Below are 23,357 nucleotides of genomic sequence, written 5' to 3'. Positions count from 1 at the left end.
CCGGTTAACTTGGGGCCAAGCGTCGCACAGGAATGTGTGAAGCTTTGTGATTCTTTTGTGAAAGCCCTGGCAATTTCCATGGCCGACGAGTGGCAAATGAGCCAGGTTCCCAGCCCCGGCGCTTTCGACACGGCGCGACAGATCGGAACCGTCTACTCGCTCTTCGTTGAAGAGGACTTGCGGACGCTCTTGAACGGCTTCGTAGATCAGGCGCGGGCGATGTCGATGTTGTTCGCCGCTGCGGGAGGTCTGATCGAGGCGCAGGACGAGGCCGTCGCCGCCGCGCTGGGTAAGGCCGCCGAAGAGCCGGTCGGGCTTCAGAGCCTCGGGTTGATGGGATCGCTCGGGTCGACCACCGCGCTGCTCGACGCGGCCGACGGCACCACCACGCTCGGGGGCTACGGCCGCGTCGGCCCCGAGGACGTGTCGACCTCGCCGCTGGAGCGGATGGCCGAAGCCGCGCAAGCCCTGGAGCCCCAGCAGTTCGCGACCATCGCCGCGCGGATGACCCAGGCGGCGACCGTGCTCGACGACGCCGCGACCACCCTGCGGTCCGGACTCGGCAACCTCCTCGGCCACGCCTGGCAGGGCGAGTTCGCCGACCAGGCGACCTTCTCCACCCACCGACTGGCAGACTCCGCGGCGGCCCTCGCCGGCCAGCTCACCGCAGTCGCCGAAAAAGCCGACGGGGCACAGCGCGGGTTCGCCACCACCCGCCAGCGGATCGCGTCGGAGGCCGCCGACGTCGCCCTCGCCGAGAACCGCACCCCGGGATTCGGCCGGCTCGCGGGCCCGGTGGCGCCGTCGGTCAAGGCGGACGTCGAGGCCGCCCGGCACGCCGCCGAGGAGCAGGCGCGGGCGATCGTCAACACCGAATACAGCCCCGCGGTGATGGACGCCAACCTCGACGACCTGGACTTCACCGCGGCGTACCGAGTGGTGTCGACCTCCGCACTGGGCGGTCCCGGCGGGATCGACATGGCGCGGATCTGGAACACCGAGGGCATCACGCGCCCGGCGCAGCCGGCCGCGCCCGACCCGGCCACGCTCGCCGCCCTCACCGGCGCAACCGGCGCCGAGCCGAGCGGCCCGACGGGCGGGGCCGCCGATGGCGCGGGGGCGACGACGAGCCTGCCGGGCCCGGCGCGCGATGCCGCCACCGACCAGGCGTTGCTGGCCGCCCGCTCGGGCGCCGCGGACGGCGGTGGGCCAGCCGCCGCGGTCGCCGGACAGCCCGGCGCGGGTCAGGCAGGCACGGGCGGTGGGATCAACGCGGCCACGACCGCGGCGGCGGCGCCCATGGCCCCGGTGACCGGCACGGCCGGCCAGCCCGCCGGGGGCGCGGGGGCCGGCGGGATCCGGGGCCTGCGCGGCGGGACCGAGAACCGGGGCCGCGATCGCGGGTTCGGCTCCACCGCCGGGCTGGTGGGCGGCGGTGGCGCCGCAGCCGCGGGTGCGGGGGCCTCGCGGATGGGCGGCGCCGGCACGCTGGCGGGATACGCAGCCGGCGGGCCAGCCGGACCCGGGACGGGCGGCCCGACCGCCGGGGTGCCCGGCACCGGTTCCGCCCCCGGAGGGACGGCGGGAACGGGCCCGGGGACGATGGGCTCGTCGTCGTCGACCAGTACGGCCAACGGTCCGCGAGCAGGGGCGATGCCGATGGGCGCGATGATGGGCGCGGCCGGGGCCGGACAGAATTCGGACCGTCGCGGCCACACCCCCGCCGGCTACCTGACCAACGCCACCAACACCACCGCCATCATCGGCGACCCCGTCAAGGTCGCACCGGCGGTGCTGGGGCGGACCGTGGACGAGCCGGCACAGGAGGGTGGCCGGGACGGCGCCGCGCCGTACCGCGGCCGCACCCTCGGACGCGACTACACCGGCGGCGGCGCCAAAGGACCGTAGCGCAGGGACCGTGGCCGGGAGACCGATTCGGCTCAGCTCAGACCGCGCAACGTCGCCGGCGCCGGGAACGGCACCACGATCTCGCGGCCGACCTCCTCGATCGCGTCGGTGAGCGCGGTGGAGAGCACGATGCGGTCCTCGTAGACATGCGCGATGCGGACCACCGTCTCGCGGTCGCCCTCGTCGATGACATACCGGTCCATGAGGAACCGCAGGCCCACTCCCTCGAGGACCTGCTCGGCCTCGTGCCAGTCGTCGACCGGGTCCAGCGGCCGGCCCAGTCTGTCGATCGGCACGACCAGCGGCTCGGCGACCGCCATGTCGATCCAGCCGACCACCTCGCCGTCGTCACGCCGGTGCGGCACCCACGACGCGGGGATCACAACGACCCCACCGCACCCACCACCCCGGTCATGCGGTGACCACCGCCTCCATCGCCAGGAACGCCACCACTGACACGACCGGGGTCGCCCCTGTCGGCTCAGAACTTGCGGAACGTGTGCCCGAGCAGCTTCTTCCCGCCCTCGGCGAGCTTGCCTGCCTTCGCGGCGGTCGGCAGCAGCGACAGTGCGTTGAGCCGCGACGTGACGTGCAGCCGCGCCGCGCGCTCTGCACTCTTCCACCCGCGGGCGGCGAAGGCGTCGGCCTCGCCGCCGAAGAAGCGGGCCTCCTCGTCGAACCGGCGCCCGTCCAACGCGCGCACCGACGAGTCGGACGCGGAGTGACGCCGGTAGAGGAACGCCAGCGTCGGGTCGTAGATCATGTGGCCGCCGCCGGTGATGACGTCCACCAGCAGGGCGAGATCCTGCACCACGTCCAGTCCCTCGCGGAAACCGATCCGCTTGACCCACTCGGAGTTCCACGCCAGGGACGGGAAGTATGTCCAGTTCCCGTGCATGAGCGAGGTCATGAGCTTCTCGCCGTGCAGCACCGTGCGGCCCTGCGTCTTGGGCTGCGTGAACGCCTTGACCGAGTCGGACAGGCCGCGCACGGGCGCACCGTTCTCGTCGATCACGCTGACGCCGACCTCCATCACGGCGGCGTCGGGCACGGCGGCGAACCCGTCGGCCACCACCTGGAGGTAGTTGGGCAGCATGACGTCGTCGGCACCCATGATCACCACGATCGGCGCGGTGACCATCTCCACGCACTTGCGGTAGTTGCCGTTCGCGCCGAGGTTGACCTCGTTCTTCTCGTACGAGACCCGCTCGTCGCGCGCGGTGATCTCGCCCATGTAGCGGGCCGGCTCGGGATCCGGGTAGCCGTCGTCCACCACGACGAGGCGGAAATCCCGGTAGGTCTGGGCGAGGACACTGTCCACGGCCTTCTTGAAGTGGTCGACGTCCCCGTAGTACGGGAGCATCACGTCAATGGCCATCAGGGGAACCGCCGTCCTTCTCATCACCGGGTTGTCCGACTGATCGCATAGTATCGACCCGCGATGACGGGTGACAGAGTGCGGGACAGCGAGCCGGGAGCGGCGGACCGACCGGCGGGCGGCCACGGCCCCGTCGGCAACCGCGATGTGTGGCTCATCGTGCCCTGTTTCAACGAGGGCACCGTGATCGAGGACGTGCTGCGCAGTGCGCGCGAGACGTTCCCCAACATCGTGGCGGTGGACGACGGGTCGGCGGACGACTCGGCCTCGGCGATCCACCGCGCCGGCGCGCACCTGGTGCGGCACCCGGTCAACCTCGGCCAGGGGGCGGCCATCCAGACCGGTGTGGAGTACGCCCGCGCCCAGCCCGGCGCCCGCTACTTCGTCACGTTCGACGCCGACGGTCAGCACCAGGTCAAGGACGTGCAGGCGATGGTCGAGCGGCTGCGCAGCGAGCCGGTGGACATCATCGTGGGCACCCGCTTCGGCCGCCCGCGCGGTGAGGACGACCAGGTGCCGCTCATCAAACGCCTGGTCCTGCGCACGGTGGTGCTGCTCAGCCCCCGCACCCGACGGCTCGGCCTGACCGACGCCCACAACGGGCTGCGCGTGTTCAACCGCCGCGTCGCCGAGGACCTCAACCTGCGCATGAACGGCATGAGCCACGCCAGCGAGTTCGTGGAGCTCATGGACTCGCACGACTGGCGGGTCGCCGAGCAGCCGGTGGACATCCTCTACACCGAATACTCCATGTCCAAGGGGCAGTCGCTGCTCAACGGCATCAACATCCTCTCCGACGGCTTCGTGGGACGGAGGCTGCCCCGATGATCAAGGTCCTGCTCCTGCTGGCCGGCGCCGCACTGGTGCTGTTCTTCCTCGCCAACCGCCGGAAGGCGCGGGCCAAGGCGGGCGTGAAGATCGGGTTCGTCCTCTTCGTGGTGTTCATGGTGTACGCCGTGATCCGCCCCGACGACCTCACGGTGATCGCCAACGCCCTCGGCGTGCAGCGCGGCACCGACCTGGTGTTGTACGCGCTGGTCATGGGCTTCGCTTTTGTCACCGTCTCCACCTACGTGCGGTTCCGCGAGCAGGAGCTGCGCTACTCGCGCCTGGCGCGCACCCTCGCCCTGCAGAACGCCGTGCGTCCCGACGACACGGTCGACGTCCGCGCGATGAAGCCGGCGGCGGACGACGACCCGCTGCGGCCCTGACCCCGCCCGTGGACGACGCCGTGCGTGGCGAAGCCGCACGCCTGCTGCGGCGCCTCGAGGTGGCGGGCGCTCGCCTCGACCGCGCCCGAGGCGGGCACGCGTCCGACACGGCGGGGGCCGAGAGGGGCGACGACGACGAGGTCCGCGCCCTCCTGAGCCCCGCCGCCGACAGGATCGCGCGACTGACCGAAATCGCGGGCGCCCTGGCGGACGGCACGCTGTCCGAAGCGTCGGCCGGCGAGGCGGCCCGCGCGGTGGCCGCGTCCCAACCGCACCGAGGCATCCGATGACCGGGGCACTGCCCGAGAACCCGCCGCCGGCCCGGGTCGTCGCGCTGCTCGAGCTGGCCGCCGCCCTCCTGGCGACGCGAGACGCCCTCGCGACCGCCCGCGACGCCCTGCTCACCGCACCGACCCGATCCCCCGCGCTCGACGCCCTCGCCGACGCGATCGACGGCGAGGCCCGCGGCCTCGACGAACAGCTTGCCGGCGTCTACCGGCTGGTCGAACTCGCCGAGGACTCCGTCGACGACCTCGACGGCCCGGATCCCCTGCCCGCGCCGCAGCGCGCCCGGCAGCGCGAGCGGCTGGACCGGGCCCGGCACAACGCGCTCGCCGACCTGGCCAGGCTCGCGGGGCCCGCCGGGCCCGCGGAAGATGGGCGCGCCGACCCGAGCGCCGAGGGCAGCGGGGCCACCGGGATAGCGCCCGGCGGCATCGACACGGCCGCGACCGTGGCCGGGTGGGCGACGGCCGAGCCCGAGGAGGTCTACTCGCGGATCGAGCACCTGCCGGTCGCCGACAGGCGCGTGCTCGCCCTCGCCGAGCCCGAGGCCGTCGGCGGGACGTACGGCGTGCCCTGGCCGATGCGGGCCCGCGCCAACGCGGTGGCCGTGCGCAGGGCCCTCCACCGTGAGCAGCTGGCGGGCACCCCGTGGTCCCCGCGCATAGGGAGACTGGAGACCATGGCGCGGCGGGACGCTCGTCGTCGTCGTCGTTCCTTCCCCGCCTTCTCCCCGCGGCGCGGTGGCCGGATGATCGAGGTCGTGGGCGACCTCGGGCCGCGCACCGAGGCGGTCGCGGTGTACGTCCCCGGCACCGGCACCAACCTCGACATGTCGCACGTCAACACCGACGTCGCCGTGGACCTCGTCGACGCCGCCGACGGCCGACTGGCGGTGATCGCGTTCCTCGACGGCGAGTTCCCGCAGGACATCATGGCCGACGCCGGCAACCCGCGGTACGCCGAGACGATGGCGCCGCGGCTGGTCCGGTTCTGCCGCGAGGTCGACCGGGTGATCGAGATCGAGTGCCCCGGCGCCGCTCTGACCGTGGTGGGTCATTCCTACGGCGGGCGGATCGTCGGCACCGCCGAGCGCCTGGGCCTGCGCGCCGACCGGGTCATCTACGCCGAATCCCCCGACCTCGGCGTGGGGGTGACGGGGCCGTCGGACTGGCGCGCCCCCGGCCCGGTGCGCCGCTACACCCTCACCGCACCGGGCGATCCCGTCGAGCTGCTCCAGGTCCGCTTCGGGCTGCGGCGGCAGTGGTCGCACTCCGACCTCGGCGACGGCGGCGCGCGCCTCGACACCGGCTACTTCGCCGACGGCACGCCCGTCTACGGCACCCGCGGGCACGGCGGGGTGTTCGACCGCGACTGCGACGCGTTCCGCGCGATGCTCACCGTGATGCTCGGCGGTCCGGTACCCCTGTGGCGCGAACGCGAGATCCGCGCCCGCCACACCTCCGTCCGACGCGGCGACGACGGCCAACTGCTGCCCGTCCTCCGGCGGCATGTCGCCGGCCTCTGGCTGCACCGCGACCGCGAACCCTACGGCGACGCCGAGGTCACCTGGGAAGCGCCCGAACGACTGACGGTCGTCCCGCCGGCTACGCGCGCGGCGGGGGAAGGTGTTGGCGTTCGCACGGAGGCTGTCTGATACTGGGGCCTATGGCATCGCTCGACACCAGGTTCACCCGCCCGTCCCTCACCGCCGTGGGGATGAGCGCACTGGGGGTCCTGTCCGTCAGCCTCATCACGACCGGTCTCTGGTACGACTCCCACCGCAGCGCCCAGGCCGTCGAGCGCGCCCGCGCCCAGGTGGAGGCCGCCCAGACCGGCGGCCCCACCGCCGAGCCGATCGCGAGCACCACTTCCGAGACGACCACCGAGACCACCTCGGAGGAGACCGGCGAGCCGCCCACCGAGACGGCCTCGGAGGAGGCGACCTCCACGCCCGTCGCGACGCAGGCGCCCTCGACGACCGTGCCGACCGCGGCCCCCGCGCGGCAGGACGCCACCGTCCAGCCGGTCCGTCAGGCACCGGTCGCGCCCGTTGCGCCCGCCGTCCCCGTCGCGCCGGCGGCGCCCGCGCCGGACCCCGGCGGGGGCGCCGGGACCGAGGGCGCCCCGGGGGACGCCCCCGGCGCGGGCCCCGGCACCGGCGAGACAGGCGGCGGAGAGGCCGACCAGGGTGAGGGTGGCGCGCAGGGTGGTCAGGGCGGCCTCGAGGTGCGGCAGCCCGACGGTGCCCGGCCCGCGCCCGGTTTCCCGGACCTGCTGCGGCCGTTCCTCCCCCGCCCGAACGTACTCCCCCAGCCCAACACCGTCGGAGCCGCCGCGCTCGACGCTAACGCGGCCGAGGCTCGGACCACAGAGGAGGCGGGGGCGGCCGAGCCGGCCGACGAGGCCGACGGCGACGAGCGGGGCGAGTAAACCCGCTTGGATCAGTCGCGGAAGTAGTCGACCGTGCGGGCCACGCCCTCACGGATCGTCACCTGAGGGACCCAGCCCAGCACCTCGGCCGCGCGGCCGGCGTCCAGCGCCGAGCGGGCGACATCGCCCAGGCGGGCGGGCGCGTACTCGGGATCGTCGGCCGCGCCCGCGGCCTCGGCGACCAGCGAGTGCAGTCCACGGTCGGTGGTCTCCACCCCGGTGCCGACGTTGAACCGCAGACCGGCGGCGGCCGGCACCTCGGCGGCGCGCACGAAGGCGTCCACCACGTCGTCGACGAACACGTAGTCACGGGTGTTGCCACCGTCGCCGAACACCCGGGTGGGCTGCCCGGCGAGCAGACGCTGCGAGAAGATCGCCACGACGCCGGCCTCGCCGTGCGGGTCCTGACGCGGCCCGTACACGTTCGCCGGCGCCACGCCCGCCCACTCGATGCCGTACAGCCGCGAGAACATCTCCAGGTAGATCTCACCGGCGACCTTGCCCGCCGCGTAGGGGCTCAGCGGATCGACCGGGCGGGTCTCCGCGACCGGAAGCTCGGTGACGGGTCCGTAGATCGACCCGCCGGAGGACGTGAAGACGACCCGCCGCACACCGGCCTTGCGCGCGGCCTCCGCGAGGCGGACAGTGCCGACCACGTTGACCTCGGCGTCGTGCACCGGGTCCTCGACCGACAGGCGCACGTCGATCTGCGCGGCCAGGTGGAAGATCACCTCCGGCCGGGCCTCCGCGACGACGTCCTCGATCGCCGGGTCGGTGAGATCCAACTGGTGGAAGACGAAGCGGTCACCCGCCTCGCGCGCGGCCGCGAGGTTCTCCAACCGCCCCCGCGACAGGTTGTCCACCACCGTCACGTCGTGGCCCTCGCCCAACAGTCTGTCCACCAGGGTTGAGCCGATGAACCCGGCCCCGCCCGTCACCAGTGCACGCATACGTTCCCCTCCCTCGTGCGACGGGCCCCGCCGCCGCTCCCCCCTGTCGGAGGACAGTGTTCACGATACGACCGCGGGGTTCCCCGCGAGCTCACTCCGGCCCGTAGAGTTCCGTCGCCCTGGTGAGCGGGGTCCGCCGCTCCGGCGGGAACGGCGAGTCCTCCAGGATCTGCGCGAGCTCGGCGTCGGTGAACGCGGCGCGCACGGCGTGGATGCGTACCTGAGAATCCGCGTACACGGTGACCAGGCCGGGCGTGGTCGTCAGGTCGAGCAGGTGCTTGTTGGGCCCCTGGAACCCCCAGTAGTTCGGCGGGCTGACGTACACGTAGGTGACGCCCAGGTCGGCGAGCGCCTGATCGACCCGCGGGTCCTCGCCGGCCCGGTCCATCCGGGAGAACAGGTAGGTCGTCAGCGGGGCTGTGGAACCGGGCTGCAGGTAGTGCCGCGCCGTCGAGGGCAGGCCATGGGTGGCGTACATCCACCCGGAGCCCTCGTCGGGGTTCGTGTAGATCAGTCCTGAGTAGGCCTGCGGTTGCTCGGACAACCACTGGAAAGCACGCAGGTCGTGCTGGTCGACCATGCGGCCCCAGCGCTGGCTGGTGCCGGCCGCGGAGGCGTACTCGGGCGAGGCCTGGACGACCCACGAGCCCACGCCGACCAGGGCGGCCAGCGCCACGGCCACCCGCGCCAGCTCCACGCCGCGGCCCTCGGGATCGGTGACGGGGTCCATGAGCCGGCCCAGCCAACCCGCCAGGCCCTGTACGGTGGCGGCCACGCCCACGCCGACGGCGGCGGCCACCACCACGGCGAGCACCACCCCGATCCGGCGGGGGTCGTTGTAGTAGATGCTGCCGATCCCTCGGAGCACGCCGCCGGTCCAGTTGCCGAAGACGCTCATGGCGTTCACGCACACCACGAGCAGACCGCCCCACAGCAGGAGCGGCCACACCACGCGGCGGCGCAGCATGACGAGCAGCCCCAGCACCGCGAGAGACAGGAGCACCCAGCGCACGCCCCAGTCCTCGACGTGCCGGACCTGCAGGGCGACCGCCTTGCCCCACGTCGCGGCGCGATCGGCGCCGATCTCGAACTCGAACGCCGAGATGTCGTCGGCCTCCTCCGAGACGGTGAGGACCTGCGGCAGCAGCGTCAGCACCCCCGCCAGGCCGATGCCGGCCAGCACCACGAAGTCGCGCACCCGCCCGCGCACCGGCCGCCACAGCCCGTCGAAGAGCCACCAGAACAGCACGAACGCCCCGGCGGTGACCATCGCCGAGGGGTGGACGCCGCCGATGCCGACCAGGCCGAGTGCCGCGGCGGGGATGAGCCGCCGGTCCGCCAGCGCCGCCACCACGACCGCGGCGCCGAGACCGGCCATCCCGTTGGCCACGGCGGACGGGGTAGCGGCCACCATCACCTCGACGAACGGCAATCCGGGGAACAGCGGGGTGGCCATCGCGGCGACGGCCGCAGACGTGGCCACGACCGGCCGAGAGAAAGACCGGTGCGTGATGAGCCACGCCAGCGCCGCCACGCCGAGCGGGAAGACCAGCGCGACGCTGCCGATCTGGACGAGGTTGTACGTCTCGACCGCCCCGATGCCGCACAACCCCATTACGAGCGCGGCGATCGCGTGCCACGTGCTCGGGTAGTACAGCGTCGCGCCGTTCTCCGGGTACCGCAGCGCACCGGCCTGATCAGGCGAGGCCAGGCCCACGTCGTGGATGAAGCGGATGTAGTTGACGTGCCAGTGGGCGTCCCACCCCTGGAAGATGTTCGCGGTGCCGCCCGGCATCGCCGACAGCTCCGTGATGATCATCTGCCCGATCAGCCAGGCGCTGACCAGCACCGCCGCACCCGGCAGCAGCCACCACCGCGCGCGCCGACGACCGCCACGCCCCTCCGCCGGCCGGGATCGGCGCGCTCGTCGTCGTCTCGCCATCCACAACACCCCGGTGATGGCCAACCCCACCGCACCCACGACGGCGGCGGTGGCGGCCGTGGCGACCACATATCCACCCAACGACCACGGCACGCCGATCCGGCCGTAGACGTAACCGGCGATCGCGGCGATACCGAAGGAGACGGGGATCGACGTGGCCACCGACAGCCGCAGGGGCAGCTGCGCGGCGGTGCCGACGATCACGCCGGGCACCACCAGGAGCGCGGTGAGGGTCATCATGACCATCGCGATGTCGATGACCTGCCTCCGTTCCCCGCCCTGTCAGCGTCTCGTCCCGGCCCGCGGGCTCGTCTCGTGTCCCGCCTTGCCGACCCGCCCATTATGGGCCACCGCGTCGGGAGACCTCAGCGCGGCACGAGCACCCCGACCGGTCCGCTGCCCAGACACAGCCCCGACAGCCCCGCGAGCGGGGAGACGGTGAGTCCGCTCCCCCCGCCGACGAGACGCACGTAGACCGTGCCCAGGCCCGCCTCGACGGGCACGACCGCGGGCTCGCCGTCGTCTAGGCGCACGGACACGTGACCGTCGGCCTCCGCGAACACGTGCAACCGCACCACCCAGTCGCGCCCGATCAGCGGCCCGTCCAGCTCGATCCGGGCGCCGTCCGCGTCGATCCGGTGGCCGCAGCCCGGGTCGGGGCCCTGTGGGAGCGAGCGGCCGGGCACCACGTCGGCCGGCCGGAGGATACCGCCCGTATCGATCACCACCGGCTCACGGGTCCACGCCCCCACCTCCGGCACACCGGACACACCGACGAGCAGCCAGGACAGCCGGTGCGCGGGGGCCGCGACGGGCAGTAGCACCTCGGGCGGGACGTCCTTGTCCAGCAGCGGTTCGGTGCGGTCGTGCAGCGCGGCGAGCAGCGGCTGGAGGTAGTCGCGGGCGGGCTGCTCGGCCCAGGTCTGCCGGTAGGTGACGGTCGAGACCGCGGTCGAGGCGAGCAGCGCCACGAGGCCGAGCGCGCCCGCGACCGGCCACCCGCCGCGCGTCGGTGCGATGTGCGTGCGGTGCGGCCCGCCTCGGGTCGCCGGCCCGGTTCCACGCCGCGGGGCCGCCAGGGCGAGGGCTGCCGCCGCGGCCAGTACGACGGGATATTCGGAGTGGTAGCGCAGCGTCTGGACGATCTCCGCGGCGGTGTCCGGACCGGCGCGGCCGACCGCCACGAGGACCACCGGGACCAGCGGGTACAGCGCCGCGCCCGCCCAGATCGCGCCGGTGCGGCGTCGGGTGGTCAGCGACCACGCCAGCACGGCCACGCACGCGGCCGCTCCGGCGATCACCGCGGCGAGGGGCGGGTCGGCCATCGGCGGACCGGGGTGCCAGCGATCCCACCGCCACGGCCCTCCGCCGAGCGTCGGCGCGACTGCCAGCCGGTAGGCGTGGTCGACCAGAGCCGCGAACCGCAGTGGTGCGCCGTCGCCTCCCGCCCCGTCTGCCGGGCCTACAGAGCCGGTCGCGCCACTCGCCGCGCCACTCGCCGCCCCGTTCGGGTCCGGGTCGAGCGTGCCCCCGCCGAGACGGCCGACGACGACGAGGAAGACCGCCGCCCACACCGCCACGATCACGGCCTGAGCGAGCCAGGCGGCGCGGGTCCGCCGCCACAGTGCGAGCAGGTCGGCGCGCGTTCCGCTCGTCGTCCACCACCCGCCCAGCAGCACGACGGCCGCGACCGCCGGGACGATGAGGGCCTTCTCCACGAACAGCAGCCCCAGCGCGGTGGCCATCGCCGCACCCACCGCGTGCCGCGTCCTGCCCGTGCGCGCGAGGAGGGCCATCGACGCGACGGCCAACGCCATCGCGGCGGTGAGCGGGAGCGCGTTGAGCGCCGCCGCCCACCATGTCGCGGCGGGCAGGCCCAGCGGGATCGCCAATGCCGCCGTCAGCGGGACGAGCAGGGCCGTCCGCCCCGACAGCAGCACCCACAGCATGCGGGCCAGCGCCGCGCCGGAGACCAGCTGGAGCAGTGCGATCTGCAGCAGCGGCATCCGGAAGTCCAGCGGCGCCAGATGGGCGGACAGCCAGACCAGGGCCATCCCGCCGGGCATGAGGTGACCGTCGTGGTCGGTGAACAGCAGGTCCGGATCCGGCCACGCGTGCCGGGCGGCCAGGCCGTGGAGGATGAGGTCGTCCCAGTAAAACCAGCCCGCCGCCGCGACCCACAGCCGCACCCCCGTGGCCGCCAGCACCACGAACGCGCAGGACACGAGCAATGCGCGGCGGCCGAGCACGGGGCGGGAGGGCGCGGGCGCGGACTCGGTGCACGGACCGGTCTCGGCGGCAGGATCCGTCTCGGCGGGTGCGGGGCTGCGGTCGGGGGTCGCGGGCGGCATCGCGGGCAAGGCTAGCCGGATCCCGGGCCCCGGAGTCTTCGGTGTCCGCGCGCGTCGGCCGGGAAAGTCCGCACACGCCGCCTCGGCCACAGCCGCGCGCGGCCATGGCGTCTCGCCCGTCCCCCTGCGCAGGCCAGACGCCATGGCGAGGAGCGACGATGGATATCCCGCGCATCCACGGGAGCGAGACGCCAGCGCCGGGAGCGAGACGCCAGGGAGGAGAGCGGCTGTGGGCCGGGCCGCGTGCATGCGCTCCCGCTGATGCGCAGCCGCGTCTGCTGATGCCCTGCCGCGGGCGGGGATGTCCGAGGCCGTCGCTAGGGTGCCCCGCATGAGTTCCGGAACCCCTCGTGCAGTCGGTGCAGTCGTTCTCGGTGTGGCCATGCTGGCGGGGATCGGGTGGTGCGCGGAAGCCGAGGACGGCGCTCCCGGCACGACCGGAACTCCCCAGAGCTCGCAGGTCGATCCGGGCGGGCCCGTCTCGTCGTCGTCGCCGATCCCACCGGCCTCGCCCGCGCCGGACGCGGGCAAAACGGCCGACCCCGCGCCGCCGGCCGACCCCGCGCCGCCAGCGGACCTGTCGGGCGACCCGCAGGTCATCGCCGCGAAGGTGGCGCTACCGCAACTCGAGGTTAAGGGCCGTGCGCCCAGGACGGGCTACGACCGCGACCTGTTCGGCCAGTCCTGGACCGACGACGTGTCCGTCGAATTCGGGCGCAACGGCTGCGACACCCGCAACGACATCCTCAAGCGGGACCTCACGGACCTCACCTTCCGGCCGGGAACCCGCGACTGCGTGGTCCTCACCGGCGTCCTCGAGGGCCCGTACACCGGGGAGCGCATCGAGTTCACGCGCGGACAGGACACCTCCTCGGAGGTGCAGATCGACCACGTGGTGGCGCTGTCGGACGCGTGGCAGAAGGGCGCCCAGCAGCTCACCGAGGAACAGCGGCGCGATTTCGCCAACGACCCACTGAACCTCATGGCCGTGGCGGGGTGGGCCAATCAGCAGAAGGGCGACGGCGACACCGCCACATGGCTACCGCCGCGTCGCGAGTTCCGCTGCTCTTACGTGTCACGGCAGGTGCTGGTCAAGGAGCGCTACGGGCTGTGGGTGACGGCCGCCGAGCGCGACGCGATGGACCGGATCCTGGCGAGCTGCTGACGCCCGGGGGCCCGGCGGGCCGGGCGGGCCGGGCGGGCCGGGCGGACTGTTGAGCGGCGCACCCGGGCTGGTCGACCTGCCCGGGCTGATCGATCCGGCCGCTCAGAAGTCGAAGAAGCCGCCGCCGTCGCCGCCGAACAGACCCCCGTCGAAGAACCCGCCGCCGCCGTCTCCCCCTCCGCCATCGCCGCCGAAGAGCCCGCCGTCGAAGAAACCACCGCCGTCACCACCGGCGTCTCCGCCCTCGCCACCGTCGCCGCCGAACAGGCCGCCGTCGAAGAAGCCCTCGCCGTCGCCGCCGTCAGCGCCGCCCATGTCACCGACGTCGGCGCCGCCCTCGCCGACCCCGGCCGCGAAATCCTCACCGGAGTAGCCGACGCCCGCCATTCCGGCGAACAGCATGTTGAACATCATCATCGAGCCCATCGTCCAGACGCCGGTGGCCAGCGCGGACGCCCACCAGGGCTCCGAGTACCAGCCCGCGGGCACCGGGCGGCCCGCCACGACACCACCCGGGTAGTAGTGCGGGGTTTCGTCGCTCGGGTCGGTGGCGGCCTTCAACTTGCGGCCCTCGACCTCGACCTCGCGGTCCTCGGTCACCCGGCCGGCGCGATCCTGGCCGGGGGTCGGCGGCAGCTCAGGGCCGGGGTCGAGGCCCATCGCCGAACGGGCGGCGCGCACGTAGTACAGGCCCTCCAGCGCGGTGTCCTTGGCCAGCTGGGCCTGCACGGGCGTGCGCGCCTTCTCCAGCTCCGCCACGGCGGCGGTGTAGCGCTCGGAGGCGTCGGCCATCGCCTGCTTCGACGCCTCGTCCGTGCCGTCGAGATTGAAGACCTGCCCGCCGAGCCGCTCGATCCAGCGGGACGCCTCGGCGCGGTAGTCCTCGAGATGACGGTTGTGGTGCGCCTCCAGCTGCGTCTGGCCCTTGTTCTGGCTGCGGGAGATCACAGCGACGGCCACCGCGATCACTGCGGCGATGAGGAGGAATTCCACGACACGACCTTTCTCGGTACTGGTTCCGAGGGTACCGAGAACGCTGGTTCAGGTGCGCCGTCCGCCGGGGTCAGGGGCGCCGTCAGGGGCGGCCGTCCCCGCCGCTCACCACGCCCGCCTCGCGCAGGCGGGCCACCTCCGCCCGGCCGATCCCGAACCCGGTGAGCACCTCGTCGGTATCCGCCCCGCGAGGGCGTGGGCCGAAACGGACGGACCCGGGCGTCTCGGACATCTTCACCGGAATCCCGACGCTGCGGTACCCCTCCCGCTCGACCACCATCTCGCGGTGCAGGACGTGCGGCATCTCGAGTGCCTCGCCGACCTGGTTGACCGCCCCGGAGGGCACTCCCGCGGCGCGGAGCCGAGCCGCGAGGTCTTCACGGCCGATCGAGCCGACGAGATCCCCGAGGATCACCCGGAGCTCCTCCGCGTGCGCGAGCCGGTCGGAGTTGGTGCGGAAACGGGGGTCGTCGGCGAGGTCGGGCGCGCCCAGCGCAGCCGCGAGGGAACGGAACTGGCGGTCGTTGCCGGCCCCGATGAAGAAGTGACCGTCCACGCACGTGAAGGTCTCGTAGGGGCAGATCGTCGGGTGGGCGACCCCGGTCCTGACAGGCTGTTCGCCGCTCGCGAACCACTTCCCGGCGTGCGGGTGCAGGATCGACACGGCATTGTCGAGCAGCGCGAGATCGATCAACTGCCCGCGCCCGGTCGACTCGCGGGCGTGCAGCGCCAGCAGGATCCCGTTCATCGCGTTGAGGCTGGTGACGATGTCGACCAGCGGGATGCCGATCCGCATCGCCGGGCCCTCGGGTTCTCCGTTGATGCTCATCAGGCCGGACAGCGCCTGCAGGACCGCGTCGTAGCCCGGCGCCCCGCCCAGGGGGCCGTCGACGCCGTACCCGGTGATGCGGCAGTGGATCAGTCGCGGGAACCGCTCGGCGATCACCTCGTCCGCCAGCCCCCACCGTTCGAGGGTCCCGGCCTTGAAGTTCTCGATCACCACGTCCGCGCCCTCGAGCATCCGCCGCAGCAGAGCCTGCCCGTCCTCGGTGCGCAGGTCGATGCTCACGTTGCGCTTGTTGCGGTTGAGCCCGTCGAAGTAGGCACTGTGGTCGGCCCGCACGAACGGCGGCCCCCACCCGCGGGTCTCGTCCCCGTCCGGGGGCTCGACCTTGATGACGTCGGCACCGTGGTCGGCGAGCATCTGCCCGCACAGGGGACCGGCGAGGACGCGGGACAGGTCCACCACCCGGATGTCGGTGAGCGCGCCGGTGCGCGGCATGTCGGTCACGGCTCAGGCTCCCGTCACGCGGTCGAGCCACGCGGCGGCGGGGCTCTCCACCGGGGCGCCCTCGACGATCAGGGGCCACGCACCGTCCATGCCGTCGCGGACCGCCGCGTCGGCGAGCAGCGACTCCCAGTAGGCGGCCGAGCCGAACTCCCCACGCCACTGCAGGGCGGGCAGGGTCACGCGGTGCAGGGTGTGCTCGTGGGTCGTCCCGATCGCGCCGTGGACCTGGTGTGCGTTGCGGACGGCCACGGCGAGCGCCTGCGAGACGACGCTTCGCGCTACGGCCACCCGGAATCCGGACAGCGGACCGGCGAGGTCGGTGGCCAGTGCATCGGCGACGGCCTGATCGGCCGCCGCCCGGGCGAGGACGGTTTCCGCGGCGATGTCGACGACGAGGTTCTGCACCGACTGGAATCGGGCCAGTGGCCGGCCGAACTGGGTCCGCTCGGTGGTGTGCGCGACGGCCGAGTCGAGCATCCCCTCGGCGGCGCCCAGGCACTGCACCGCTCGCGCCAACGCTCCCCGCAGGACTGCGACCTCGACCGGGCCCGGCTCGACGGCGGTCCACTCGACGTCCTCGGGCGGCGTCACGTCGGCCAGCGGGACCGCGGAGACCCCTCGGGCCGCCGCGACGCCGGTCCGGCCGGTCCGCACTTCGGCCACCTCGTACCCGCCGGCCGGGCGGCCGCCCACCTCGTCGTCGTCCCCTCCTGCCGGTCGCACGAACAGGACGGTGTCGGTCGCACCCGCCCAGGGGACCCTCCGTGCGTGTCCGTCGGGGCCGAGCACCGCGAGGGTCGCCGTTCCGGCGGAGGTGTCGTCGAGCGCGGCGGCGCGGCGGAGGGGCCCGACGACGAGGTCGGTCTCGGCGTAGGGAACGGCCACTCCCGCGGCCGCGGACAGGCGGAGAAGGGCAGCCGCCTCGGCCCAACCGGCACCGCTGCCACCTGAGGTCTCGGGGGCGGTGAGCCGGGCGAGGCCGACCTCTGCCAGGGTCCGCCACACGGCCGCGGGGTCCGGCTCGATGCCCGGGCCGGAGTGCTCGGCCAGGACGTCGCCCATCATGGCCAGAAGGTCCTCGTCGACGGCGAGGTCGGCGGTCGCGGCCTGCTGGTCGGATGTGGCGGCCTGCTGGTCGGTGGTGGTCTGCAGATCAGTGGTGGCGTGGCTCATCGCATCCCCAGTCCCCGCGCGATCACGCCGCGCAGAATCTCGTTGGTCCCGCCGCGCAGCGTGAAGCCGGGGCGTTGATGGAGTCCGGCGCGGAGCAGGTCGGCCAGCTCGGACGCCGCCGCGTCGCCGTCGCCCGGCCGGAACTCGTCGCCGAGGCCGGTGGAGACCGCGTCGACGAGGTCCCCCTCCGTGGTGGTGCCGAGCAGCTTGACCAGCGCGGCGGCGGTGTCGGCGGGTTCACCTCGTTGGAGCGCGCCGGCGATGTTCTGGCTCAGCGAGTGCAGGCCGGCCATCCGCGCCACCGACCGACCCAGGTCCGCGCGGGCGGGCAGCGCTCCCTCCGCGACCGCCCCGATCTCGGCGGCGAAGAGGCGGAACGAGGACAGGAACCGCTCGGGGCCGCTGCGTTCGAAGGCGAGCTCGGAATTGACCTGCTCCCACCCGTTACCGAGGGCCCCGAACACCATGGCGTCGGGGACGAACACCTCGTCGAGGATCACCTCGTTGAAGTGGTGGTCGCCCGACAGCGACACGATCGGCCGGATGGTCACCCCCTCGCTGCGCAGATCGACGATGAACTGGCTCAGGCCCGCGTGGCGGATCGTGGTGTCGAGGGGCTCGGTCCGGCAGAGGGCGATGAACGCCTCGGCGTGCTGGGCGCCGGACGTCCACACCTTGGTTCCGGTGATCGACCAGCCGCCGTCGACCTTCACGCCCTTCGTGCGGACGCTGGCGAGGTCGGAGCCCGAGTCCGGCTCGCTCATCCCGATGCCGAAGCAGCACTCGCCCGCCGCGATCCTGGGCAGGTACTCGCGCTTCTGCTCCTCGGTGCCGTAGCGCAGCAGCGATGGGGCGATCTGCCGGTCGGCGACCCACTGCGCTGCCACCGGTGCGCCCACGGAGAGCAGTTCCTCGGTGACGACGAAGCGCTCGAGGAACGTGCGTCCCCGACCGCCGTACTCGGTGGGGATCGTCATCCCGACCCACCCACGCTCGGCCAGTCGGCGCGTGAAGTCCTCGTCCCACCTGGTCAGCCAGGTGTCGATCCACGGGGTCAGTCGCCCCGCCGCGATCTCGTCCGCGAGGAAGGTACGGACCTCCGCCCGCAGGGCGGTCATCTCCGCCGATTCCAGGGTCGTGGGTGGGGCGAGCGCGGACCTCATCGGTGCTCCTCGGGTCGGGGTGCGGTGACCGGGGTTCGCCGGTCCGGGGATTCCCGGCGCCGGTAGTGACCGGCAGCACGGGACCAGCATCGCACGGCTGCGCGTTTTACGCACTGGCGGAATGAGGTACGTGTCTAGGAATCGAAGCGCCGACTTCCAATTGGCCGGATACTGTTACCTCATGACGGAGAGCGAGACGACGGGCGGCGACTCCGCGCGCGACGCCGGCCGGACCGGCGAACGACCACGCCACCGGATGGTCGACCGGGTCGCCGCGATCATGGAACTCGTCGCGCGTTCCGGCTCGGGGATGACGCTGACCGCGGTGGCCAAGGCCCTCGACGCGCCCATCAGCTCGACCCAGGGGCTCCTCAACGGCCTGGTCGCCGTGGGGTATCTCGACGAGCGGAACCGGGTCTACACGCTCGGCACCGCTCCGTACCTGCTCAACGTCATCGCCGGACGGCCACCTGTCACCTCGGTGAGCCACGAGCAGCTGGAGGCGCTGCACTCACAGACCGGACTCACGACGACTCTGTCGACTGATGTCGGCGACGACCTGTTCTACGTGGACTTCGTCTCCTCCGACCCGCACTACGCCTACCTCGCGGAGAACAAACTGCGTCGCTCTCTGCTGCGGACCTCGTCCGGGTGGCTACTCCTCGCGGACCGCGAGCGGCGGGACGTATGGGCCTACCTCAACTCGCGGCCCGGAGAGGACGCCGAGTACGTCGACCGGTTCCTCGCCGCTCTCGACGACCTGATCGATACCGGGGTCTGCCTCGCGCCCGGCGTGGCCGTCGACGGCGGGGACGGTGTCTCCGTCGCACTGCGCGAGCGCGGCCGCACCATCGCGACGGTCGGCGTGATCGGCAGTCGGGCCGAGATCCTCGCCCGCAAGGACGAGCTCGCGGGCGTGTGCCTCGAGCACGCGGCCTCGTGGGGCCTCCGGTAGCCGGAAGGGCCCGCAGCCGCCGCCGGCTACCGCCCCTCGTACCGACCGGCGCGCTTGTCCCCGAACGCCGCGAGCGCTTCGTGGTGATCCTCGGTGTGGTGGGCCAGGGCCTGCATCGCCGCGGACAGCTCGAGCAGCGACTCCAGCGACTGGTGCTGGGATTCGCGCAGCAGTCGCTTGGCCATCCGGACCGAGTGCGGCGGGTTCTTGGCCACCCGGGCGGCGAGACCGCGGGCCGAGTCCATCAGGTCGTCGGGGTCGACCACCTGGTTGACCAGGCCCCACTCGGCGGCCTGCTCCGCCTGCACCCGGTCGCCGGTGAGAGCCATCTCCGCCGCACGCGCCGGACCGATCGCCTTGGTGAGCAGCCAGGCCCCGCCGTCGCCGGGGATGATGCCCAGTTGCACGAAACTCTCCGCGAACCACGCGCTGGTGGACGCCACCCGCAGGTCGCACATCACCGCGAGATCGCACCCCGCCCCGACGGCCGGCCCGTTGACCGCGGCCACCACAGGGACCTCGCAGTGGTACAGGGCGCGGGGGATCCGCTGGATCCCGTGGCGGTAGCCGTCGCGGAGCTGATACGGCGAACCCCCGAACATGCCGGCCCGGTCGGCCATGTCCTTCACGTTGCCGCCCGCCGAGAACGCCGAACCCGCGCCGGTGAGCACCACGGCGCGCACATCATGGTCGGCATTGACCACCGCAACCTGCCCACAGAGGGCGTCGACGATGGCCGGATCCGAGATGGGGTTGCGGGTGTCCGGGAGGTTCAGGGTCCACGTCTCGATGTGGTCGGCTCGCTCGACGAGCAGGGGCGCTGAGGCCATGAGGGGACTTCTTTCGTGGTCGCGGAAACCGGCTCGCTATCTAACTACGTAAACCGTTACCCGACAGTATCGACCCGGCGCGTCACCGTCAACGATCACCGCCGTCTCGGGTCCGCCCGTACGCACGGTTGCGGAACGACAGAACCCCCGGCCGTGAGGACCGGGGGTCTGAGGAACTCTCTGCGGAGCCGCGTGTCGGAATCGAACCGACGACCTTTTCATTACGAGTGAAATGCTCTACCGACTGAGCTAACGCGGCGAGCCCTTGTGGGGCGACGCAACTATATCCGACGGACCCCCTGAGCCGAAAAACGGCCCGCGCCGGGACGCCTCCGCCGTCACTCCCCCGGCGCTCACGCCGGCCCACTCCAGCCTGGCGGGTCAGGAGCCGAGCGCCGCGCGAATCGCACCGACCATCGCCGACACCGCGAACTTCGGCTTGACGTTGACCTTGATCGCGGCCCGGCACTCCTGCACCGCCTCGATCGCCTTGAGGATCGAGGCAGCCGAATAGTGCCCGCCGAGGCGCGCAGCCTCCTCGGCCTTGTCGGGGTGGACCGCGGCGACGTCGCGGGCACCGAGCGCGACGATGAGTGCATCCCGGTAGAAGCCGGCCAGGTCGACCAGGGCGAGGTCCAGCGAGTCACGGGTGGAGCGGGTTCGCCGGGACTTCTGTGCACGTTCGAGTTCCTTGACCGCGCCCGTCGCCCCGCGGCCGGCGGACGCGGTGCCCTTACCTGTGCCGCCGGCGCCGAGGGCGGTACGTAATTCCTCGACCTCTCGCTCGTCCGACTCGGTGTTGCGCGCGAGCGCTTCCTGCTCGGCGGAACTGACGAGCCGGCTCGCGAGCGGGAAGGCCCGCCCGGGGTTGTGCATGACCATCGGCAGTTGGAGGACGACGTCCCGACGTTCGCGGGTCGCCTCATCGGTGGCCAACCACCGCGCCCGCCCCACGTGCCCGGAGGAAACCGAGGCGGCCCACCGCGCGAGATCCGGCTCGATCGCGTCGCCGTCGGCGAGAAGGACCCGCTCGACCGCCTCGGCGTTCGGCTGGCGCAGCGCGACGTTCCTCGACCGCGAGCGGAGTGTGACCATGATGTCCATCGGATCGGTGGTCGGCGAGCACAGCAGGAACACGGTCCGGCTCGGCGGCTCCTCCACCACCTTGAGCAGCGCGTTGCAGGACTGCTCCGTGAGCCGGTCCGCCTCCTCCACCACGACTATCTGCCACCGACCGGTCCCTGGACGGCTGGCCGCGCGGTGGATGGTCTCCTTGACGTCCTTGAGGAGGATGTTCACGCCCTGCGGGGCGAGCAGGTGGACGTCGGCATGAGTTCCCGCCAGGACGGTATGGCACGCGCGGCACCGACCGCACCCCACCACGTCGGGGTCCTCGCACTGCAGGGACGCCGCGAATGCCATTGCCGCCACACTGCGTCCGCTGCCCGGCGGCCCGGTGAACAACCACGCGTGGACCATGCGCGGGTCGGACTCGTCCCACCCCTGGCCCGGGACGCGGGCACGGGCGGCCGTCGCGGCAGCGGTCAGCTCCGCCACGACGTCGGCCTGTCCGGCCAATCGTTCGAACACCCCGGGCATGGCCCCACCTTATCCCCGCGGACCGACACACCTGAGCCCCCACCGGCACCGGCGCGAACTAGGCTGGGACCGATGGAGCGCTGGGTCAGGTTGTTCAGGTGGCTGTGGGCCACCCCCTGGCCCGTGTATGCGCTCACGATGGTGCAGGCCAACATCATCGGCGCGGTCTTCGTGTTCTCGTTCCTGCGCTTCGTGTTGCCGGTGGACCGGTTCCTGGACCTCGACGAGTTCCGGTTCCTCAACCAGTACCTCTTCATCGGCTACCTGGTGCTGGCCTTCATCGGCGGAGTCATCGCCTCCACACTGCTCCTGTTACCCGTGCTCAGAGTGGACCGGGCGGGCGCGGAGTTCGACGGCGCCATCCGCCGCCGCACCCTGCGTCTGCCGTTCCACCAGGCGATCATCTCGGGCACGATGTGGCTCATCGGGACCCTGCTGTTCGCCGCCGTCAACGTCGGGCACTCCCCCAGGCTCGCCCTCATCGTGTCGGTGACGAGCCTCCTGGGCGGGAGCACGACCGTCCTCATCTCCTATCTCCAGGCCGAGCGGATCATGCGGCCGATCACCGTGCGCGCGCTGGCCAGCGGCGTGCCGGCCAACCGGCACGTCCCCGGCGTCCGGCGCCGGATCTTCCTGGGCTGGGCGCTGACGACGGTCATCCCGATCGCGGGCATCCTGCTCATCCTCACCGGCCACTGGTTCGGACTGTTCGGTGACGACCCCGGGACCATCCTCGTCGCGCTGGCGGTCCTGGCGAGCGTCGCCGTCATCGCCGGCGCCATCGGCATGGGGCTGGTCTCGGACTCGATCGCCGACCCCGTCCGCGAGATGCAAGCGGGTGTCAGCCGCGTCAAGCAGGGCGACCTCGAGACGCGCGTGACGATCTACGACAGCTCGGAGATCGGCCGCCTGGCGCAGGGCTTCAACGAGATGGTGACCGGCTTGCAGGAGCGCGAGGCGATCCAGGACCTGTTCGGCCGCTACGTCGGCGAGGACGTTGCCCGCAACGCCCTCGAGCGCGGCACCGAACTCGGTGGGCAGGAGCGGGAGGTCGCGGTGCTGTTCGTGGACCTCACCGGGTCGACCGAGTTCGCGGCAGCACACGAGCCCGCCGAGGTCGTGTCGGTGCTCAACGAGTTCTTCCGGATCGCGGTCGAGGCCGTCGACTCCAACGGCGGGTACATCAACAAGTTTCAGGGAGACGCACTCCTCGCGGTCTTCGGCGCGCCCCTGGAGGTGGACAACGAGGCCGGCCGCGCCCTGCGCGCCGCCCGCGCACTGCAGAGCCGCCTCGCCGAGCTGTCGCCGCTCTCCGCGGGCATCGGCGTCTCCTACGGGACGGTCATCGCCGGGCACATCGGTCACGCCAAGCGGTTCGAGTACACGGTGATCGGCGACCCGGTCAACGAGGCCGCGCGCCTGACGACGTTGGCCAAGATGGAGCAGGGGCACGTGCTGGCCTCGGCGGCGACGATCCACCACGCGGACGGCCCGGAAGCCGCGCGGTGGGTGCTGGGCCAGAGCGTCGAGTTGCGCGGCCGCGGGATCATGACCCAGCTCGCTCGGCCCCTTCGCCCCACCCTGGCGGATCGGTGGCAGGCGGGCGACGCCGTACGGCGGTCCGCGACCGACGCCGGGTCCGTCGCATCCGCGGCGTCGGACGCACGCCCCGCCGCCGCTCCGGCAGCCGACGCGGTCGTCGACGACGCGACGCTCTGACCGACCCGCAGTCC

General features: G+C 72.7%; 20 protein-coding genes and 1 tRNA gene. 9 read left to right on the top strand and 12 right to left on the bottom strand.

Annotated features, from left to right (window positions below; genetic code table 11):
- Positions 1-96 precede the first annotated feature (96 nt).
- On the top strand, positions 97-1,908 hold the full coding sequence (locus DPA01S_RS04035; RefSeq protein WP_061227498.1) for a WXG100 family type VII secretion target: 1,812 nt from the start codon (positions 97-99) through the stop codon (positions 1,906-1,908).
- A gap of 32 nt (positions 1,909-1,940) precedes the next feature.
- On the opposite strand, the gene DPA01S_RS04030 is transcribed toward DPA01S_RS04035, so the two are convergent.
- Positions 1,941-2,291 carry a hypothetical protein gene (locus DPA01S_RS04030; protein WP_061227499.1) on the bottom strand — a complete coding sequence of 117 codons (351 nt, stop codon included), beginning with the start codon at positions 2,289-2,291 and terminating at the stop codon, positions 1,941-1,943.
- Positions 2,292-2,389: 98 nt separating this feature from the next.
- A complete protein-coding gene (locus tag DPA01S_RS04025; protein ID WP_061227500.1) occupies positions 2,390-3,286 on the bottom strand; it encodes a glycosyltransferase family 2 protein in 897 nt (298 codons plus the stop codon).
- A gap of 63 nt (positions 3,287-3,349) precedes the next feature.
- Here DPA01S_RS04025 and ppgS point away from each other — a divergent pair, with 63 nt between their 5' ends.
- Genes ppgS through DPA01S_RS04000 form a run of 5 tightly spaced genes read left to right on the top strand, consistent with a single transcriptional unit; the run spans position 3,350 to position 7,212 of the window.
- A complete protein-coding gene (ppgS, locus tag DPA01S_RS04020; protein WP_232302994.1) occupies positions 3,350-4,114 on the top strand; it encodes a polyprenyl-phospho-N-acetylgalactosaminyl synthase PpgS in 765 nt (254 codons plus the stop codon).
- On the top strand, positions 4,111-4,497 hold the full coding sequence (locus DPA01S_RS04015) for a DUF2304 domain-containing protein (protein WP_061227501.1): 387 nt from the start codon (positions 4,111-4,113) through the stop codon (positions 4,495-4,497). The genes ppgS and DPA01S_RS04015 overlap by 4 nt, the downstream gene beginning before the upstream one ends.
- 20 nt (positions 4,498-4,517) lie before the next feature.
- The gene (locus DPA01S_RS04010) at positions 4,518-4,787 is read left to right on the top strand and encodes a hypothetical protein (protein ID WP_146193791.1); all 270 of its coding nucleotides are present in this window, start codon (positions 4,518-4,520) and stop codon (positions 4,785-4,787) included.
- The gene (locus tag DPA01S_RS04005; RefSeq protein ID WP_061227503.1) at positions 4,784-6,436 is read left to right on the top strand and encodes an alpha/beta hydrolase; all 1,653 of its coding nucleotides are present in this window, start codon (positions 4,784-4,786) and stop codon (positions 6,434-6,436) included. The genes DPA01S_RS04010 and DPA01S_RS04005 overlap by 4 nt, the downstream gene beginning before the upstream one ends.
- An 11-nt stretch (positions 6,437-6,447) precedes the next feature.
- Positions 6,448-7,212 carry a superantigen-like protein SSL4 gene (locus DPA01S_RS04000; protein ID WP_061914179.1) on the top strand — a complete coding sequence of 255 codons (765 nt, stop codon included), beginning with the start codon at positions 6,448-6,450 and terminating at the stop codon, positions 7,210-7,212.
- A gap of 11 nt (positions 7,213-7,223) precedes the next feature.
- Here the strand turns inward: DPA01S_RS04000 and DPA01S_RS03995 are convergent, their stop codons facing one another.
- The 3 genes from DPA01S_RS03995 to DPA01S_RS03985 form a co-directional block, all read right to left on the bottom strand.
- Positions 7,224-8,162 carry an SDR family NAD(P)-dependent oxidoreductase gene (locus tag DPA01S_RS03995; protein ID WP_061227505.1) on the bottom strand — a complete coding sequence of 313 codons (939 nt, stop codon included), beginning with the start codon at positions 8,160-8,162 and terminating at the stop codon, positions 7,224-7,226.
- Between the two features lie 91 nt (positions 8,163-8,253).
- The gene (locus tag DPA01S_RS03990; protein WP_061914177.1) at positions 8,254-10,350 is read right to left on the bottom strand and encodes a DUF6541 family protein; all 2,097 of its coding nucleotides are present in this window, start codon (positions 10,348-10,350) and stop codon (positions 8,254-8,256) included.
- A gap of 119 nt (positions 10,351-10,469) precedes the next feature.
- Positions 10,470-12,455, bottom strand: coding sequence for a glycosyltransferase family protein (locus DPA01S_RS03985; protein WP_061914175.1), 1,986 nt, complete (start codon positions 12,453-12,455; stop codon positions 10,470-10,472).
- A gap of 331 nt (positions 12,456-12,786) precedes the next feature.
- Between DPA01S_RS03985 and DPA01S_RS03980 the strand changes: the two genes are divergently transcribed.
- Positions 12,787-13,620, top strand: coding sequence for an HNH endonuclease family protein (locus tag DPA01S_RS03980; protein WP_061914173.1), 834 nt, complete (start codon positions 12,787-12,789; stop codon positions 13,618-13,620).
- A 102-nt stretch (positions 13,621-13,722) separates the two neighbouring features.
- Here the strand turns inward: DPA01S_RS03980 and DPA01S_RS03975 are convergent, their stop codons facing one another.
- The 4 genes from DPA01S_RS03975 to DPA01S_RS03960 form a co-directional block, all read right to left on the bottom strand.
- Complete coding sequence (locus DPA01S_RS03975; RefSeq protein ID WP_061227509.1) at positions 13,723-14,613, bottom strand: hypothetical protein; 891 nt, start codon at positions 14,611-14,613, stop codon at positions 13,723-13,725.
- Positions 14,614-14,695: 82 nt separating this feature from the next.
- Positions 14,696-15,895, bottom strand: coding sequence for a CaiB/BaiF CoA transferase family protein (locus tag DPA01S_RS03970; RefSeq protein WP_061914193.1), 1,200 nt, complete (start codon positions 15,893-15,895; stop codon positions 14,696-14,698).
- 12 nt (positions 15,896-15,907) lie between these two features.
- Positions 15,908-16,969, bottom strand: coding sequence for an acyl-CoA dehydrogenase family protein (locus DPA01S_RS03965; protein WP_061227573.1), 1,062 nt, complete (start codon positions 16,967-16,969; stop codon positions 15,908-15,910).
- A 104-nt stretch (positions 16,970-17,073) separates the two neighbouring features.
- Positions 17,074-18,240: an acyl-CoA dehydrogenase family protein gene (locus DPA01S_RS03960; protein ID WP_061914171.1), complete on the bottom strand. Its 1,167-nt coding sequence runs from the start codon at positions 18,238-18,240 to the stop codon at positions 17,074-17,076.
- A 256-nt stretch (positions 18,241-18,496) separates the two neighbouring features.
- Here DPA01S_RS03960 and DPA01S_RS03955 point away from each other — a divergent pair, with 256 nt between their 5' ends.
- Complete coding sequence (locus DPA01S_RS03955) at positions 18,497-19,195, top strand: IclR family transcriptional regulator (protein ID WP_157076955.1); 699 nt, start codon at positions 18,497-18,499, stop codon at positions 19,193-19,195.
- 26 nt (positions 19,196-19,221) lie between these two features.
- Here the strand turns inward: DPA01S_RS03955 and DPA01S_RS03950 are convergent, their stop codons facing one another.
- The 3 genes from DPA01S_RS03950 to DPA01S_RS03940 form a co-directional block, all read right to left on the bottom strand.
- The gene (locus DPA01S_RS03950) at positions 19,222-20,025 is read right to left on the bottom strand and encodes a crotonase/enoyl-CoA hydratase family protein (protein WP_061914167.1); all 804 of its coding nucleotides are present in this window, start codon (positions 20,023-20,025) and stop codon (positions 19,222-19,224) included.
- Between the two features lie 186 nt (positions 20,026-20,211).
- Positions 20,212-20,284: transfer RNA gene (locus tag DPA01S_RS03945), tRNA-Thr, on the bottom strand.
- Between the two features lie 122 nt (positions 20,285-20,406).
- A complete protein-coding gene (locus DPA01S_RS03940) occupies positions 20,407-21,624 on the bottom strand; it encodes a DNA polymerase III subunit delta' (protein WP_061914165.1) in 1,218 nt (405 codons plus the stop codon).
- A gap of 72 nt (positions 21,625-21,696) precedes the next feature.
- Here DPA01S_RS03940 and DPA01S_RS03935 point away from each other — a divergent pair, with 72 nt between their 5' ends.
- Positions 21,697-23,343: an adenylate/guanylate cyclase domain-containing protein gene (locus DPA01S_RS03935; protein ID WP_061227514.1), complete on the top strand. Its 1,647-nt coding sequence runs from the start codon at positions 21,697-21,699 to the stop codon at positions 23,341-23,343.
- Positions 23,344-23,357 lie beyond the last annotated feature (14 nt).

The organism is Dietzia papillomatosis NBRC 105045, assembly GCF_001570845.1.
Classification (GTDB): Bacteria; Actinomycetota; Actinomycetes; order Mycobacteriales; family Mycobacteriaceae; genus Dietzia; species Dietzia cinnamea.
The sequence above is the reverse complement of the archived record's forward strand: the minus strand, read 5'-3'. Positions and strand labels throughout refer to the sequence as shown.